At 72.4% G+C, this 16,684-nt stretch carries 14 protein-coding genes; 4 read left to right on the plus strand and 10 right to left on the minus strand.

The features are described 5' to 3' along the window. Positions 1–122: 122 nt before the first annotated feature. The gene (locus tag AC068Z_RS23525) at positions 123–1,295 is read right to left on the minus strand and encodes an ROK family transcriptional regulator (protein WP_478558834.1); all 1,173 of its coding nucleotides are present in this window, start codon (positions 1,293–1,295) and stop codon (positions 123–125) included. Positions 1,296–1,414: 119 nt separating this feature from the next. On the opposite strand from AC068Z_RS23525, the gene AC068Z_RS23530 reads away from it, so the two are divergent. Further along, a complete protein-coding gene (locus AC068Z_RS23530; protein WP_478558837.1) occupies positions 1,415–2,626 on the plus strand; it encodes an MFS transporter in 1,212 nt (403 codons plus the stop codon). A 115-nt stretch (positions 2,627–2,741) separates the two neighbouring features. After that, the gene (locus tag AC068Z_RS23535) at positions 2,742–4,121 is read left to right on the plus strand and encodes a uracil-xanthine permease family protein (protein WP_478558840.1); all 1,380 of its coding nucleotides are present in this window, start codon (positions 2,742–2,744) and stop codon (positions 4,119–4,121) included. Here AC068Z_RS23535 and AC068Z_RS23540 read toward each other — a convergent pair. Beyond that, a complete protein-coding gene (locus AC068Z_RS23540) occupies positions 4,100–5,230 on the minus strand; it encodes a glycoside hydrolase family 6 protein (protein ID WP_478559881.1) in 1,131 nt (376 codons plus the stop codon). The two genes, AC068Z_RS23535 and AC068Z_RS23540, sit on opposite strands and share 22 nt — an antisense overlap. 162 nt (positions 5,231–5,392) lie before the next feature. On the opposite strand from AC068Z_RS23540, the gene AC068Z_RS23545 reads away from it, so the two are divergent. Beyond that, complete coding sequence (locus tag AC068Z_RS23545; RefSeq protein WP_478558843.1) at positions 5,393–6,079, plus strand: DUF5995 family protein; 687 nt, start codon at positions 5,393–5,395, stop codon at positions 6,077–6,079. A gap of 10 nt (positions 6,080–6,089) precedes the next feature. Here AC068Z_RS23545 and AC068Z_RS23550 read toward each other — a convergent pair whose 3' ends face one another. Both AC068Z_RS23550 and AC068Z_RS23555 read right to left on the minus strand, forming a co-directional pair. Beyond that, positions 6,090–7,787 carry a flavin monoamine oxidase family protein gene (locus AC068Z_RS23550; protein ID WP_478558846.1) on the minus strand — a complete coding sequence of 566 codons (1,698 nt, stop codon included), beginning with the start codon at positions 7,785–7,787 and terminating at the stop codon, positions 6,090–6,092. A 41-nt stretch (positions 7,788–7,828) separates the two neighbouring features. Beyond that, positions 7,829–8,617 carry a carbon-nitrogen hydrolase family protein gene (locus AC068Z_RS23555; RefSeq protein WP_478558849.1) on the minus strand — a complete coding sequence of 263 codons (789 nt, stop codon included), beginning with the start codon at positions 8,615–8,617 and terminating at the stop codon, positions 7,829–7,831. A 268-nt stretch (positions 8,618–8,885) separates the two neighbouring features. On the opposite strand from AC068Z_RS23555, the gene AC068Z_RS23560 reads away from it, so the two are divergent. Then, positions 8,886–9,419, plus strand: a complete 534-nt coding sequence (locus AC068Z_RS23560; RefSeq protein WP_478558852.1) for a Repetin — start codon at positions 8,886–8,888, stop codon at positions 9,417–9,419. Here AC068Z_RS23560 and AC068Z_RS23565 read toward each other — a convergent pair. The 6 genes from AC068Z_RS23565 to AC068Z_RS23590 form a co-directional block, all read right to left on the minus strand. After that, on the minus strand, positions 9,388–10,578 hold the full coding sequence (locus tag AC068Z_RS23565) for an MFS transporter (protein WP_478558855.1): 1,191 nt from the start codon (positions 10,576–10,578) through the stop codon (positions 9,388–9,390). The genes AC068Z_RS23560 and AC068Z_RS23565 overlap by 32 nt on opposite strands. 109 nt (positions 10,579–10,687) lie before the next feature. Next, positions 10,688–12,100 carry an HAD-IA family hydrolase gene (locus tag AC068Z_RS23570; RefSeq protein WP_478558858.1) on the minus strand — a complete coding sequence of 471 codons (1,413 nt, stop codon included), beginning with the start codon at positions 12,098–12,100 and terminating at the stop codon, positions 10,688–10,690. A gap of 548 nt (positions 12,101–12,648) precedes the next feature. After that, positions 12,649–13,692: an ABC transporter ATP-binding protein gene (locus tag AC068Z_RS23575; protein WP_478558861.1), complete on the minus strand. Its 1,044-nt coding sequence runs from the start codon at positions 13,690–13,692 to the stop codon at positions 12,649–12,651. After that, on the minus strand, positions 13,689–14,501 hold the full coding sequence (locus AC068Z_RS23580) for an ABC transporter permease (protein ID WP_478558863.1): 813 nt from the start codon (positions 14,499–14,501) through the stop codon (positions 13,689–13,691). The genes AC068Z_RS23575 and AC068Z_RS23580 overlap by 4 nt, the downstream gene beginning before the upstream one ends. Further along, positions 14,489–15,376 carry an ABC transporter permease gene (locus AC068Z_RS23585; RefSeq protein ID WP_478558866.1) on the minus strand — a complete coding sequence of 296 codons (888 nt, stop codon included), beginning with the start codon at positions 15,374–15,376 and terminating at the stop codon, positions 14,489–14,491. The genes AC068Z_RS23580 and AC068Z_RS23585 overlap by 13 nt, the downstream gene beginning before the upstream one ends. Next, entirely contained in the window at positions 15,373–16,527 is a 1,155-nt protein-coding gene (locus AC068Z_RS23590) for an ABC transporter substrate-binding protein (RefSeq protein WP_478558869.1), read from the minus strand. The genes AC068Z_RS23585 and AC068Z_RS23590 overlap by 4 nt, the downstream gene beginning before the upstream one ends. Positions 16,528–16,684 lie beyond the last annotated feature (157 nt).

Genomic DNA, 16,684 nt, shown 5'->3' on the forward strand with positions numbered 1-16,684 from the left:
GCCCGGCGGCGGTGACGACGGCCCTTGCCCGCCGCCGGGCCTTCAACCCCTCTGGCTTCCACCCCTCCAGCCGTCAACCCCTCTGGCCTTCAACCCCTCTGGCCTTCAACCCCGACGGCCTTCTAGCGGGCCGGCGGGGCGAAGAGGTCGTCCTGGGCCCGGTCCCGAGCCGTCAGCAGGGCCCCCCGCAGGACCGCCTCGCCGCCCAGCGTGCTGGCCCGGACCTCGGTCGGGAGAGGGGACATCCTCGCCAGCCTCGCCTGGACGCGTTCGGCCAGCGCCTCGCCACCCGCCCAGCCGATCTCGCCCGCCAGGACCACGCACCCGGGGTCCAGTACCGAGATCACCGCGGCCGCTCCGAGGGCCAGCCGGTCGGCCAGGGCGTCCAGGAACACCTCGTGCCGCGACTCGACCGCCGCCCGGACCAGTGCCGCGGCCGACGGCTCGCCCTCCGCCACCGTCACCCCGTGCTCCACCGCCAGCTCCGCCACCACCGCCGCGCGAGCGAGCGAGTGGAAGCCGCCGCTGCAGTCCGTGGCCGAGGGAGGGCCCGGCGTCCCCGGAACCGGCAGGAAGCCGATCTCGCCCGTGCCGCCCGAGGCACCCCGGCGCAGCGCGCCGTCCAGGACGACCGCCGCGCCCACCCCCACGCCGAGCCACAACAGGACGAACGTGTCCCGGTCCTGGGCCGCGCCGTCGCGCTGTTCCGCCAGCGCCGCCAGGTTGGTCTCGTTCTCCAGGCTGACCCGCGACTCGGGCAGCCGTTCCTGAAGCGCGGCGACGAGCCGGCGATGCCACTCGGGCAGCCCCAGCGAGATCCGCAGCTCGCCCGTCGCCGGATCGATCAGGCCGGGCGCTCCGATGCCCACGGTGTGCAGACGGTCCACGCCCGCCTCCTTCATGGCCCGCTCCACCACCGCCACCGCCTGCTCCACCGCGGGTCCCGTCCCCAACCCCCCGTCGATGGGCGCGGACACCTCCGCCAGGACCCGCCCGACCAGGTCGGACACCGCCACCGAGACTCCCCCGGTGCGCACGTCCAGCGCGGCCAGGTGGGCGCGGCCGGCGACGATGCCGTACACCTTCGCGTTCGGGCCGCGCCGCTGCTCGCCCGACTCCCCCACCACCTCGATCAGTCCGGCCACCGTGAGGCGTTCGACGAGGTCGGCGACGCTCGGGCGGGACAGTCCGGTCAGTTCTTTCAGCCGCCCCGCCGTCAACGGACCCTCCTGCTGGAGCAGACGCAGGGCGAGCCGGTCGTTGATGGCCCGGGCGGTGCTGGGGGATGCGGGCATGCCGGGATCCTTCCAGATCGACGACGCGGGTGGGTGGGGCGTGGTCATTCAATGCCCTATCTATCAGGCAGGCTTCCTGATAGTTTACGGCCGCATCAGCTTCCGGGGAGGGGACGAACATGAGTGACCTGGTCCATGACGCACGAGAAGTGCGCCGGGCGCGCTACGCCGTGGCCGCCGTCTTCACCGTGCACGGCGCCGTGACCGGCTCGTTCGCGACCCGGGTGCCCTGGATCCAGGACCACGCCTCGGTGAGCGCGGGCCAGCTGGGCCTCGCCCTCGCCTTCCCCGCGCTCGGCGCCTCCGTGGCGATGCCGCTGGCCGGGGGCATCACGCACCGCTTCGGCGCCCGCAACGCCCTGCGCGCGCTGATGGCGCTGTGGACGCTCGCCCTCACCCTGCCCTCCCTCGCCCCCAACCTCCTCACCCTCTGCCTCGCCCTGTTCACCTTCGGCGCCACGGCGGGGATGGCGGACGTGGCGATGAACGCGCTCGGCGTGGAGGTGGAGAACCGGCTGAACCGCTCGATCATGTCCGGCCTGCACGGCATGTGGAGCGCGGGCGCCGTCCTCGGCTCGCTCGGCGGCACCCTCGCCGCCCACCTGGGCACCGACGCCCGGCTCCATCACGCCCTCGCGGCCGCCGTCCTGACGGTCCTCGGCGTGGCCGCCTGCGCCTGGGTGCTCGACCTCCAGCCCGCCGAGGACGAGGAACCCCCGCCCCGGTTCGCGCTGCCGCCCCGCTCGGCGCTGCTCATCGGCGCCGTCGGCTTCTGCGCGGTGTTCGCGGAGGGCGCGAGCCTCGACTGGTCCGCGGTCTATCTGCGCGACGAGCTGAACAGCTCGGCCGGGCTCGCCGCCGCCTGCACCACGGGCTTCACGCTCACCATGGCCGTCGCCCGGATCGCCGGGGACAAGGTGGTGGACCGTTACGGGGCCGTCCGCACGGTCCGGTTCGGCGGGGTCCTCGCGGCCGTCGGCGGTGTGCTGATCGTCGTGGCGAACCATCCGGCCCTGGCCATGACCGGGTTCGGCCTGATGGGCCTCGGCATCGCCGTCGTGGTGCCGCTCTGCTTCGCCGCCGCGGGCCGCAGCGGCCCCAACCCCAGCCTGGCCATCGCGGGCGTGGCGACGATCACGTACACCTCGGGTCTGGTCGCGCCCGGCGCGATCGGCGGGCTCGCCCAGGCGACGAGTCTGGTGGTGTCGTTCGGCCTGGTGACGCTGCTGGCGACCGGCCTCGCCGTCTTCGCGGGTGTCCTGCGCACCGCCGAACGCGCCCCCGCGACCGTCAGCAAGCCGGACGCGAAGGTCACCGACCCGCGCCCCTGAGCCGTACGACCGACCCCCGCGGCCGTGCGACACCCAGAGCGGACGATCAGCATCCCCTTTCACCCCTGACAATGGTCCGGAACACCCGCACGCACGAGCGAAAGCGAACCGCACCATGGATCTTGGCGTCCGCTGGAAACTGCACGGCGACGGACGCACTCCGGCACCCGGAGCGGTGGTCCGGCCCGACGAGCGGCTCTCCTGGCCGCGCACGGCTGGGCTCGGCGCCCAGCACGTGGTGGCGATGTTCGGGGCGTCCTTCGTGGCCCCGGTCCTGATGGGCCTGGACCCCAACCTGGCGATCATGATGTCGGGCGTCGCGACCATGGTCTTCCTGCTCGCCACCCGCGGCCGGGTGCCCAGCTACCTGGGCTGTTCGCTGTCGTTCGTCGGCGTGGCCGCGGTCATCCGCGCCGAGGGCGGCAGCAGCGCCACCGTCACCGGCGCGGTCCTCGTCGTCGCCGCCGTGCTGTTCGCCGTCGGACTGGCGGTGCAGAAGTTCGGCGCCAAGATCATCCACGCGGCGATGCCGCCGATCGTCACCGGCGCGGTCGTGATGCTGATCGGCTTCAACCTGGCCCCGGTGACCGCCAGCACCTACTGGCCGCAGGACCAGTGGACGGCCCTGCTGGTGATGCTGGGCACGGGTCTGGCCGTCGTCTGTCTGCGCGGTTTCTGGTCCCGGATCGCGATCTTCCTCGGCCTGGTCTTCGGCTACGGCATCTCGTGGGCCTTCGACCGGATCTTCGGCAAGATCCACTCGGTGGACGCGAGCGGCAAGCTCACCGACCACTGGCGCCTGGACCTCTCGGGCGTCGGCCAGGCCGACTGGATCGGACTGCCCACCTTCCACGGACCGTCCTTCGAATGGTCGGCGATCCTCGTCGCCCTGCCCGTCGTGATCGCCCTGGTCGCCGAGAACGCCGGACACGTCAAGGCGGTCGGCGAGATGACCGGCGACGACCTGGACGACAAGCTCGGCACCGCGATCTCCGCCGACGGCGTCGGTTCCATGCTCTCCACCGCCGTCGGCGGCCCGCCCACCACCACGTACTCCGAGAACATCGGCGTCATGGCGGCGACCCGCGTCTACTCCACCGCCGCCTACTGGGCCGCCGCCTGCTTCGCGCTCCTGTTCGGCCTGTGCCCGAAGTTCGGGGCGGTCGTGGCCGCGATCCCCGGCGGTGTCCTCGGCGGCATCACCGTCATCCTCTACGGCATGATCGGCCTGCTCGGCGCGCAGATCTGGATCAACGCCAAGGTGGACCTGCGCAATCCGCTGAACCTGGTGCCGGCCGCCGCGGGCATCATCATCGGCGTCGGCAACGTGACCATGGAGTTCACCGACACCTTCGAGCTGAGCGGCATCGCCCTCGGCACGGTCGTCGTCATCACCGGCTATCACGCCCTGCGCCTGTTCGCCCCCGCCCACCTCAAGACCCAGGAACCGCTCCTGGACGAGGGCACCTCCCGCTACGACGAGGCCAAGTCGTAGGCGTACGACGCCGAGAACGTCCCCGGCGTTCCCTTGCACCCGTCGGACTCGCCCGGCAGCTTCACCCACAGGTAGCCGTCGATGCGGGCCTCGCCGGTGCTCAGCGTCGGGGCCCGGCCGAGCGCCCGTCCGGCGGGGTCGCACCACGCGCCGTCGGGCGGGGCGCCGTTGCCGTTGCGGCTGGTGTCGATGACGGCGCCGAGGGAGGCGGGGCCGCCGAGGGCGTCGAGGACCTGTCGGTCGTAGGCGATCTCGTCGGCCGTGGTGTGGAAGTTGGAGACGTTGCTGAAGATCCCGTCGGAGGAGGCGGGTGAGGCGGCCCCGGCCTGCCGCAGCCAGCCCGCCTGCTTGCCGGGGGCGTGCCAGCCGGAGTGGCCGGCGTCGTAGTAGACGCGGGCCTTGGGGTTGGCCTCCTTCAGGACGCGGCCCGCGCGGGCCAGGGAGGCGAAGCGGTCGCCCCGCTCGCCGCCGGAGAGGCACTCGGCCTGGGCGACGGCGTCGGGTTCCAGGACGACGATGACGTCGTCGGAGCCGAGCCCGGCGGCGAAGCGGTCGATCCAGTCGTCGTAGGCGACGAGGTCGGGCGCCCCGCCCTGGCTGGCGCCGCCGCAGTCGCGGTCCGGGATCGCGTACGCCACGACCACCGGCACCCGGCCGAGGGCGGCACCGCCCGAAGTGACCGCGCGGACCCGGGCGGTGATGGTGTCCGGGGTGAAGTCGGCGAACCACACCGCGGCCGGCTGGGCGGCTATCCGGGACTGGATGACACCGTGCCGGGGATCGCCGGAGTTGTCCCGGACCCAGTCCAGCACCTGGGACTCGGGGTGCCGGTAGAGGCGGGTGGAGACGGCGGACGTGGGCCGCTCACGCTCGGTCTTCCTCGGCGAGGGCGTCGGCCTCGCCTCCTTCGTCTTCTTCGTCTTCCTCGGCGTCGGCGAAGGCGACTCGCTCACGGACGGCGACGGCGGTGGCTGAACCGGCAGGTTCTGCAGGCGCGGTGAGTACGTCGCATCGGGGCGGGCCTCGTCGGAGCCGCCCCGGTCGTCCAGCGCCGAGACCATACCGGCCGCGGTGCCCACGGCGACCACGACCGAGGCCGCGGCGACCATGGCGGCACGGCGACGCCGGTTTCTCCGTACCGCGAGACGCTGGGCACGCAAGCCTGCCACGGCGTCGATCCCCCCTCCCCCACGGCGGGCCCGTTCCCCCGTTCTGGGGAAGCGTCGGGCCCGCCGGTACTCCCGCAAGCCTAAAGCTGGGACTCTGCCCCCATGGGGCAATGCGAACAACTCACCACCCCCGTCGACGCGGTCGTCGCGCGGATGCGCGCGCTGGACGCGGTCCTGCCGGCGCGGGACGGCGTCGCCGTGTTCAACCGCGTCTACCTGGCGGTGACCGAGGAGGTGGACCGGCGTATCGACGCGGGTCGGTTCGCGGACCCGCGGGCCGCGATCACGCTGGACGTACGGTTCGCGGAGCGGTACCTCGCGGCGGTCGAGGCGGTGGCCGACGACCGGCACCCGCCCGCCTGTTGGCGGCCCCTGTTCCAGTTCCGCCGCCATCCCGGCGTACGACCGCTGCAGTTCGCGCTGGCGGGCATCAACGCGCACATCGGCCACGATCTCGCGCTCGCCGTCGTGGACGCCTGTCGTACGCTCGGCTGCGAACCCCTCGAACTGGAGGACGAGTTCGACCGCGTGGGCGATCTCCTCGTGACGCTGGAGGAACGCATCCGCGAGGATCTGATGCCGGGCCCCGATCTGCTCCAGATCGCCGACCCGCTCACCCATCTGCTCGGCTCCTGGAGCCTGGAGCGGGCCCGGGACGCCACCTGGTCGGCGGCCCGGGCACTGTGGGCACTGCGCCGACTCCCCGATCTGGCCGAGGAGTTCACCGAGCGCCTGGACGCGGCGGTGGGGTTCGCGGGCCGCATGCTGCTCACCCCACTGCCGGACTGAACCGGACCGCTCAGTCCTCCGGCAGCTCCACCGGCGCGATCTCGTCGTACAGGTCGCCCGGGCCCGGGTTGGACGCGTCGGTCTCCCCGCCGAAGTGGTGCATGACGCCCCACACCGCGTTCAGCGCGGTCTGGATCGCGCCCTCGGCCCAGCCGGCCGTCCAGGAGATGTCGTCACCGGCGAGGAAGATGCCCCGCTTGTCCTCGGGCAGCCGGTCCTGCATGAAGTGCGTGAACAGGCGGCGCTGGTAGCGGTAGTGGCCGGGCAGGTTGGCCTTGAACGCGCCCATGAAGTAGGGCTCGTTCTCCCAGGACACGGTCACCGGGTTGCCGATGATGTGCTTGCGGATGTCGACCTTCGGGTAGATCTCGCCGAGCGACTTCAGCATGACCTCCATCCGCTCGTTCGCGGACAGCGGCAGCCACTTCAGGCTGTCGTCGCACCAGGTGTACGACAGGCAGATGACGGCGGGCTTGTCCGGGCCGTCGTCCAGGAGGTAGGTGCCGCGGGTCATCCGGTCGGTGAGCGTCATCGACATGACGTCCCGGCCCGTCTCCTCGTCCTTGTCGAGCCAGAACGGCCGGTCGACGGGCACGAAGAGCTTCGAGGACTCCATGTAGTGGGTGCGCTCGATCGCGGTCCAGTGGTCGATCGGGAAGAGCGAGTCGTCGCAGGCGATCTTCGACAGCAGCATCCAGGACTGCGCGGTGAAGATCGCGGCCTGGTAGGTGCGGATGTCGCCGTTCGCGTCGGTCACGGTGATCTGGTTGCCCGCGGTGCGGTGCAGCCGGGTCACGGCCGGGCGGGGCTCGCCGTTCTCGTGCAGGCTCGCCAGCGAGGTGCCGTACGCCCAGTGGACGATCTTCTCCGGCTCGCGCTCCCACAGGCGCAGCGGCAGCTGCTGGGAGCCGCCGACGATGCCGCGGTGGTGGTCGTCGGCCTCGGTGTAGACGACCCGCAGGATCTCCAGGATGGAGTTGGGGAAGTCGGTGTCCCAGCCGCCGGTGCCGAAGCCGACCTGGCCGAAGATCTCGCGGTGCCGGAAGGACTTGAAGGCCTCGGAGTCGCAGAGGAAGCCGTAGAAGGTCTGGTTGTCGAGCTTCTCGACGAGCTGTGCCCAGATCTCGCGGATGCGCGGGACGTCCCGCTCGCGCATCGCGCGGTTCATGTCGGTGAAGTCGGCGCCCTCTTCGAGGCACTTGTTCCAGGCCGCGGCGACATCGCGGTAGACCTGCGGGAGGTCGTCGACGGTCTCGGCGTAGTGCGACTCGCCCTTGAGGTCGACCACCGTGGAAGGGGTGGACTCGGCGAGCGGGTTGGGGAAGGGACGGGTCTGCAGACCGACGAGGTCGATGTAGTGCTGGAGTGCGGTGGAGGAGGGCGGGAAGCGCATCGCGCCCATCTCGGCACTCAGGGAGGGGTCGCAGCCCTCGAAGCCCACGGTCCGCAGCCGGCCGCCGATCTGGTCGGCCTCGTAGACGACGGGCTTGAGGCCCATCTTCATCAGCTCGTACGCGGCCACGATGCCGGACAGACCGCCGCCGATCACCGCGATCTCGGTGCCGTGCTCGGTGGCCGGTATCTGGCCGAGGCCCGCCGGGTGGGCGAGGAAGTCGTCGTACGCGTACGGGAAGTCCGGCCCGAACATGGTGATCGGCGGCTGCTGCTCGTCGGCGTGCTGGACGGCGTTGGGCACCGTGGACGTCATGGGGTACGGACTCCTTGCGAAAGCTGAGAAGCGGGGGAGGTTCAGACGAGGGACCCGTAGAGGCCGGGGCGGCGGTCCTTCAGGTACGGGTTGGCCTCGCGGGAGGCGGCGAGGAACGCGGGGTCGGTGTCGGCGAACACCAGCTCCTCACCGCGTCCGGCGCGGGTGCGGGCGACGCCGTCGGGTCCGGCGAGCGTGGAGAGCCCGATGAACTCGAACTCCCCTTCCTGGCCGACCCGGTTGACGTAGGCGACGTACATCTGGTTCTCGAAGGCGCGCACCGGGATCATCGACTCGGCGACGAACTGGAACGGATGCATCTGCGCGGTCGGCACGATCAGCAGGTCGGTGCCGGCCAGGGCGTGGGCGCGGACGTTCTCCGGGAACTCGACGTCGTAGCAGATCAGGATGCCGACGCGGAGGCCGTTCAGCTCCGCCTGGACCACCTGACGCTCCCCCGGCGTGAAGTGGTCGCGCTCGAAGCAGCCGAAGAGGTGGGTCTTGCGGTAGTTGGCGAGCCGGGTGCCGTCGGCGGAGATCAGCTGGGCGGAGTTGAACACCGTGTCCCCGGAGCGCTCCGGGTAGCCGTAGGCGATGGCCAGACCGTGCCGGGAGGAGATCTCCGCGACCGCATCAGCGCTGTCACCGTCGGCGGGCTCGGCGAGGCGGGCGATGTCGTCGCCGATCGCGTATCCCGTCAGGAACATCTCCGGCGCGGCCAGCAGTCCGGCTCCCGCGGCGGCGGCACGGCCCGCGGCCTCGTCGAGCACCTTGAGGTTCTCGACGACCGAGCCGGGACGGCCGGAGCTCTGGAGCAGGGCGGTGCGCATGAGTGATCCTCGCAGGGTGTTGGGGGGCCACCAAGACGGTACGGTCGGCCGGCTGGGCCGGACAAGCGGGAGCCGTTGCGCGCTGCTGAGCGGAACGTTGCGTGGAGAGGGGGCCGCGCGGCGATTCGTTGCGCGGCCCTCCGGTCCTCCCTGAGGCGCAGTGCCCCCCGCCGGGCGGCGGAGGCGCGGAGGGGCCCCTGGCGCGATGTGCGGCGGCCCCGGCGACGGGACAGTGGTGATCGTCCGATTCGGCCAGGGAGGGACCCTCATGAACCGTCGTACGAAGACCGCCGCGCTCGGTGTCGCGGTGCTGCTCGCCGCCACCGCCGCGGCCTCCGCCACCGCCGCCGAGGGCGGGCGGGAGCGGGAGGCCGCGGCGCTGACCGGGCAGGCGAAGCTGTACCGCTCGGCGGGGGACGACATCACCTTCCGCTTCGACGCGCATCTCGCCGCCCGGGACACCGAGGACCCGACGAAGGCGACCGGCACCTTCGAGTGGAGCCACTACCTCGACGGCGAGGGCGCCTGGGCGAAGGCCCGCGTCGACTGTCTGGTCACCGGCGGCGCGGTCGCGGTGGTCTCCGGGATCGTCACCGACACCGATCTGCCGGAGCTGAAGGGCAGTCGCGTCGGCGTGACCGTGCACGACCTCGGGCGCCGGGACCGGCTGGGCTACAGCTGGGCGGCGACCGAGGACCTGGGCCCGAAGGACCTTCCCAAGTGTCTGAGCTCGGCGCCCTTCGAGAAGGTCAGGAAGGGCACCGGCGACTTCACCGTCGTGCCTTGGCGGCCGTCGTTCTGATCACCGCCCCGAGCAGGTAGGGCAGGGCGAACACGGCGAAGACGGTTCCGTGCGAGGCGTGGTCGCCGGCCACCGCGTAGGCGCCGTAGACCAGGACCGTCAGGAGTTCCGTGCCCAGGCCCGCGACCGAGGTCAGGGTGGCCCGGCCGCCCTCCTCGATGCGGTGCTGGAGTCGGACGTCGGCGAGGACGGTCGCGAGCTGGAAGCCGGCGAAGGCCACGGCGATCAGGGCCAGGCCCGCGGGGGTCCCGGTGAGGGCGCCCGCCGCGAGGGCCAGGGCGGAGGCCGCGATCAGCCAGGTGAAGCCGGTCGTGCCGAGGCGCTCGGCGGGTCCGGCGAGCAGGCTGACGGCCGTGACCGCGGCCCAGATCAGCAGGAGCGCGTACGGCACGAAGCCGTCGGGCACGCCGGTCTCGCGGACCAGCAGCGGCGAGTACTCGTCCAGCGCGCTCCACACGCAGGCGACCGCCGGGACCAGCAGCAGCGCCCCGCGCAGCGAGCGGTCCCGGCGGGCGGTGGCGATCCCGGTGCGCAGGGTGGCAGCCCAGCCCTCGTCGTCGGCCGACCGGCCCCGGTCCTCCGGGAACCGGGTCGCCGTCACGGAGGCCAGCAGACACACCACGACGCTGGCCGCGCCGACGGCCTGGTAGCCGCCGAGCGCGAACACCGGACCGGCCGCCGCCATCGCCGCCATCACACCCACCAGCCCCGCCGCCCGGGCCCGGCCCATCACCCGGGCGTAGCGGTCGGCGGCGCCGGCCCGGTCCAGTTCGTCGTAGACCAGGGCCTCGAGGGCACCGGAGCCCAGCGCGCCGTTCACGCCCCACAGGACGAAACCGAGCGCGAAGGCCCAGTACGAAGGGAAGAGGACCCACAGGGCGAAGCCGACCGCGCTCAGCAGCGGGCCCAGCCACAGCAGTGCCCGGCGGGAGACGGCGTCGGCCCAGGCGCCGGAGGGCACCTCCAGCAGGACGCCGGTGATCGACCACAGCGCGAACAGCGAGGAGATCTGCCACAGGGACAGACCGCTGTCGGCGAAGAGCAGCGCGTACAGCGGGTAGAGCAGGACGAAGTCTTCGAGGAACGAATAGCCGTACAGCGTGGCGGTCAGCCGTCGGCCGCTGCCGACGCCGTGCACGCGCGCGGGTGAGAGTGTCATGAGGCCTTCCCGTAGGGGCGATGCGGACGCGTGAGGTACGGGCGTCCGCGGCGGCCCTCGGGAGGCGCGGGGCGTTATGGATCAATGTCGCCAGGTCATGACACCGATGTTAGGCCGGTTCGGCCCTTCCGTGCAGCGAAAATGTGGTGATCACGGCGGCGTGGTCGGAGGGCCAGTCGTTGTCGGCGACGTCCGGCCAGGTCCGCGGGGTGCCGCTGACGAAGGTGCGGGAGTCGAGCACCCCGAGCCCGCGGTGCAGCACGAAGTCGATCCGGTCCCTCGGTTCGGGCTCGTCGTGGACCGGCGACCAGGTGTGCCCCGGGTCCCGGACCGGGTCGGGGTGCGCCTCGCGGTAGGAGTCCCGGAAGCCCGCGTCCTCGGCCGCCTTGGTGACCGGCCACTCGACGCCGGGCCGGTCCAGGTGCGACGGGCAGTTGAAGTCGCCGACCAGCACGGCCGGCGAGGCGTCGCCGATCCGGCGCAGTGCGTCCCGCATCTCGCCGAGCCGGACCCCTTCGTGGACGGTGGGGTCGCCCTCGGTCACATAGGGCCCGTAGTCGCGGTAGTCGAGGTGGGCCGTCCAGACCTCGACCTCCTGGTGCGCCACGGCGATCCGCGCGCCGGCCGCCCCGTAGAACCCGACGTCCGGGTCGCCGAGCCGGGCCGTGATCGGGTACCGGCTGATGATGCCGAGGTTCTCCCCCGCCCGGTGGTGGTGCCAGCCGAGCGCCTCGGCCAGTTCCTCGGCCGCGCTGCCGTACGTCTCCTGCAGCCCCACCACGTCGACCCCGGTCTCGGCGATGACCTTGAGCTGCTTGGCCCGGTGGTCGCGCACCTCGGTGCCGCCGAGCCAGAGGTTCCAGCTCATCACGCGCAGCGCGTACGGCGGCAGCGCGCGCAGCCGGTCCGGGGTGACGTCGGTCAGGCCCGGCAGGACGGTCCGGCCGGGCGCCGCGTCGATGGGGGCGAGCGAGGGCACGGCGAGCACGGTACAGCCGGCCGCCTCCGCGGAGCTCACGCCGGTCTGGGTGTCCTCGACGGCCACACAGGCGACCGGGTCGACGCCGAGGGCGCGGCAGGCGGCGAGGTAGGGGTCGGGGGCCGGTTTGGTGTGCTCGGTGTCGTCGGCGGTGACGGAGACGGCGAAGCGGCTCGCGCCGAGGGCTTCCAGGACGGTGTCCGCGACGGCCCGGGGCGACGCCGTGACCAGGGCCGTGGGCACGCCCTCGCGGGCCAGCGCGTCGAGCAGGTCGAGGGCGCCGGGGCGGGGCACGATGCCGGCGCGGACGCGGTCGGCGAACTCGCGGTGGAGGTCCGCGGCGAGGTCCGCCGCGGGGCGTCCCGTGGTGGCGGCGAGCCAGTGGGCGGTGTGCTCGACGGGCCGGCCGAGCACCTCCGGCTCGTCGCCCTCGACGAGGGCCCGCCCGGCGACATGCTCCACCGCCTCCCACCACAGCCGCTCGGTGTCGACGAGGGTGCCGTCCATGTCGAACAGCACGGCCTGGAGCGGGAGTCGGGTCACGGTGCTCTCTTTCTCGCGTGGGGGGATCATTGGGTGGCGCGGGGTCAGTGGCTGGGGTCCGCGGGGTCAGTGGCTGGGGGCCGCGGGGTCCGTGGCTGGGGTCCGCGGGGGCGGCGGCCGCATTCCACGGGGTCGGCGGCTGCATTCCGCGGGTCAGCGGCCCACTCCGCGGTTCAGGGGCCGCGTTCCGCCGCGCCAGCAGCCGCATTCCGCAGGGCTCAGCAGCCGGGCTCCGCAGGTCAGCGGCCGCATTCCGCAAGGTCAGTGGCCGCGTTCCGCAGGGCTCAGCAGCCAGGCTCCGCAGGTCAGCAGCCCATCCCGCGGGCTCAGGGGCAGCATTTCCGCCGCGCCAACAGCCGCATTCCGCAGGGCTCAGCAGCCAGGCTCCGCAGGTCAGCAGCCGCATTCCGCAGGGGACAGCAGCCGGGCTCCGCGGGTCAGCGGCCGCATTCCGCGGCTTCAGGGGCAGCATTTCCGCCGCGCCAGCAGCCGCATTCCGCAGGGCTCAGCAGCCGGGCTCCGCAGGTCAGTGGCCGCATTCCGCAAGGTCAGTGGCCGCGTTCCGCCACCAGCACCGGTCGCTCCGGGAGGGAGAGTTCCACGGCGGTGTTGAGGGCGGGGGCCTCGGGCAGGTCGGCCTTCACCTCGGTGCCGTCGGCCAGCCGTACGGTGACGCGGGTGACGGCGCCGAGGAAGGCGGCGGCGACGACCCGGGCGTCACCGGTGTCGTCGGCCCGCACCCGCACGGCCTCCGGACGCACCAGCACCTCCACGTCGGCCGCCGGGGGCACCGGACCGTCGACCGGCAGCCGCTGTCCGAGCACCTCCACCTTGTCGTCGGACAGGCGGCCCGGGATCCGGCTCATCGTGCCGACGAACTCGGCGACGAAGGCGGTGGCCGGCCTGCCGTACAACTCGGCCGGTTCCGCGCACTGTTCGAGCCGTCCGTCACGCATCACGGCGACCCGGTCGGCCATGGACAGCGCCTCCTCCTGGTCGTGGGTGACGAACAGGGTGGTGATGCCGAGCTCCCGCTGGAGCCGCCGGATCTCCTCGCGCAGCGTCAGCCGGACCTTGGCGTCGAGCGCGGAGAGCGGTTCGTCGAGGAGCAGGACCCGCGGGCGCAGGGCGAGCGCGCGGGCGAGCGCCACGCGCTGCTGCTGTCCGCCGGACAGCTGGTGCGGGTAGCGGCCGCCCTTGTCGGCGAGGCCGACCAGCTCCAGCAACTCGGTTGCCCGGGAACGCCGTTCGCGGGTGCCCACCTTGCGCATCCGCAGCCCGAAGGCGACGTTGTCGACGGCGTCCAGATGCGGGAAGAGGCTGTACGACTGGAACACCATCCCGGCGTCCCGCCGGTGCGCGGGAACCCCGGAGACGTCCTCGCCGTCCACCAGCACCTCGCCGGAGTCGGGATGCTCGAACCCGGCGAGCATGCGCAGCGCGGTGGTCTTGCCGCAGCCGGACGGACCGAGCAGGGCGAGCAGTTCTCCGGGGCGTACGGTCAGGTCGAGTCCGTCGAGGGCGACGGTCGTGCCGAACTCCCGGCGCAGTCGGCGGAATTCGACGGTGGCCGCCTTTTCGGGCGTCTTCATGATCGGGAGTCCTTAGGAGTACGGCCGCCGAAACCGGCGAGTGCGAGCAGCATCAGCCAGGTCACGAGCAGGCTGAGCACGGACACGGCGACGGACAGCTGGGCCTGCGAGCCGCTGACGTTGACGATCCACACCGCGAAGGGCTGGAAGCCGAGCAGCTGCGCCACCGTGAACTCGCCCAGCACCAGGGCGAGCGTGAGGAAGGACGCGTTGAGCAGCGCCCCGCGCAGATTGGGCAGGACGGCCCGGACGAGGGCCTGCGGCCAGTTGGCACCGCAGCTCCGGGCGGCCTCGACGAGGGTGCGGACGTCGACGGCGCGGAGCCCGGCGTCCAGGGCCCGGTAGACGAAGGGCAGCGCCATCACGACGTAGGCCAGGACCAGGACGAAGGGGAAGTCCGGGTTCTGGATCGCCACGAAGGTCTGGAACAGGGGCGTGCGGGAGAGGTGTTCGGGGCCCCACTTCAGCACCGTGCCGATGCCGGCGACGAAGGCGATGGGCGGGACGACCAGCGGCAGCGCGCACACCACCTCCACCACCGGGCGCAGCCGGGCCGCGCCGAGCCGGAGCGCGACGGTGGCGGGCACCGTCAGCAGCAGGACGAGGGCGATGGTGGCGGCGGCGAGGCCCAGCGAGAGCAGCAGGCTGCTCACGAAGCCCTCGGTGGCGAAGATCCGCGTGTAGGCGTCGAAGGTGAGGCCCTGTCCCGGCACGTCGATCGTGAAGACGACGGACGCGGCCAGCGGCACCAGGAAGTACAGCGCGGCGAGGCCGAGCACGCCCCACCGCCACAGGTTCAGGCGAGCCATCGCGCGCTCCGTCGTTGCAGGGGCAGGTAGACCGCCATGACCAGGCCCGCGACGAGGACCATGTCGAGGCTGAGGGCGAGCGCCACGTTCTCCTGGCCGACCAGGACGTTGCCGGAGAGGGCATCGGCGATCTGCAGGGTGACCAGGGGTACCGAACTGCCCACCATGGCGGCGGCGGTGGCGTACGCGGCGAAGGCGCTGCCGAAGAGCAGCACGAGCCCGCCGAGCAGGCTCGGCGTGAGGACCGGCAGGGCCACGTGCCGCCAGTACTGCACGCCCGTGGCGCCGTTGTTCCGGGCGGCCTCGCGCCACTGGGTGCGCAGGCCCTCCAGGGCCGGGGCGATGGTGAGGACCATGAGCGGGATCAGGAAGTACAGGTAGACGAGGACGAGTCCCCAGAAGCTGTAGAGGTCCCAGCCCTTGTCGGTCAGGCCCAGGTGCCGGGTGAGCACGCCCGCGTTGCCGAGGGTGGCGACGAAGGCGAAGGCGAGCGGGACCCCGCCGAAGTTGGCGAGCACGCCGGACGCGGTGAGCACCGCCTCCCGCAGGGCGCGGGAGCGGGAGGTCACCACGGCCTGGGCGAGCGGAAGGCCGAGCAGGGCCGCGAGGACGGCGGAGACCGCGGACAGCTTCACGCTGCCGAGCAGGGCCGTCAGATAGGCGCCCTGCAGCGAGGTGGTCAGGTTGGCGGTCGTGTAGGCGCCGGTGCTCTTCGCCGTGAAGGCGCCGTCGAGGACGGCCCAGGCGGGGAGCCCGAAGGCGAGTGCGGTGAACGCCAGCAGCGGGACCACGGCGAGAGAGCCCGGGACGCGGCGCCGTCGCTTCCGCGGGGAGGCGACGGGCGCCACGTCCGGACGCGTGAGCGTGGTCGTCATCCGGAGACGGCCTTCGCCCAGCCCTGTCCGAGGACGGTCTTGGCCTTGTTCTGCTGGGCCTCGGTCGGGAAGCTCGGCGTCCCGGAGACGGCGGGCAGCTTGGCCGCGGCCTCCTTGTCGAGGGTGCCGGCCTTCTCCATGGCGGGCATCAGCGCGGGCCGGGCGAAGCCCTTGAGCCACAGGTTCTGGCCCTCGGCGCTGTACAGGTACTCCTCCCACAGGCGGGCGGCCGCCGGGTGCGGGGCGTCCTTGTTGATGGCCTGGGAGTAGTACTGGGAGAAGACACCGTCGGTGGGCACGGCAACCTGCCAGTCGAGGCCCTTGGACTTGAACTGCTCGGCGTAGCCGGCGTTCAGGTAGTCCCAGTCGATGCTGATCGGCGTCTCACCCTTCTCGACGGTGGCCGGGGTCGACTCGACGGGCGTGTAGTTGCCGTTCTTCTTCAGCTCGGCGAAGAGGTCCAGGCCGGGCTGGATGTCGTCGAAGGAACCGCCGTTGGCGAGCGCGGCCGCGTACACGCCGCCGAAGGCCGAGCCGGACTTGGTGGGATTGCCGTTGAGCGCGACCTGGCCCTTGTACTTCGGCTCCAGCAGTTCCTTGAAGGTCTTCGGGCACTCCTTGACGCGCCCCGCGTCGCAGCCGATGGAGATGTAGCCGCCGTAGTCGTTGTACCAGCGGCCCCGCGCGTCCTTCTGCTCCGCGGGCAGGTCATCGAAGGCCTCGACCTTGTACGGCGCCAGCAGCCCCTGCTCGGCGGCGCTCAGCGCGAAGGAGCTGCCGAGGTCGAGGACGTCGGGGGCCCGGTCCTGGCCCTTGCGGGAGGTGACGGCGTTGATCTCGTCCTGGCTGGAGCCGTCGGGGTTCTCGACCTCGACCTCGATGCCGTACTTCTTCTCGAAGCCGTCGATGAGGGCGCCGTAGTTGGCCCAGTCGCGGGGCAGCGCGATGGCGTTCAGCGTGCCCTCCTTCTTGGCCGCCTTCACCAGGGCGTCCAGGCCACCGAAGTCGGCGGCGGAGGTGGCGGTGGCGGCGCTCTTGCCGTCGGCGGAGGTGGAGGCGTCGTCGGGGGCGGCACCACAGGCGCCGAGGGCGCTCAGGGCGAGGGCGGCGACGGCGCCGAGGGCGGCGGTTCTCGGCAGGGACAGGGTCACGACTGCTCCAGGGGGCGCAGGAGGGAATCCGAGGATGCTGCGAACTTGTCTGAACAAGTTGGCCTCAGTACGCCCGCCGCCGGTGACGCGATCGTGAACGCGAACGAAACCCCGGCCCCCGATTCCCTGCACAATCGCGGCTGACACGGATCAACGA

It is taken from the genome of Streptomyces sp. NPDC043726, from assembly GCF_056436565.1.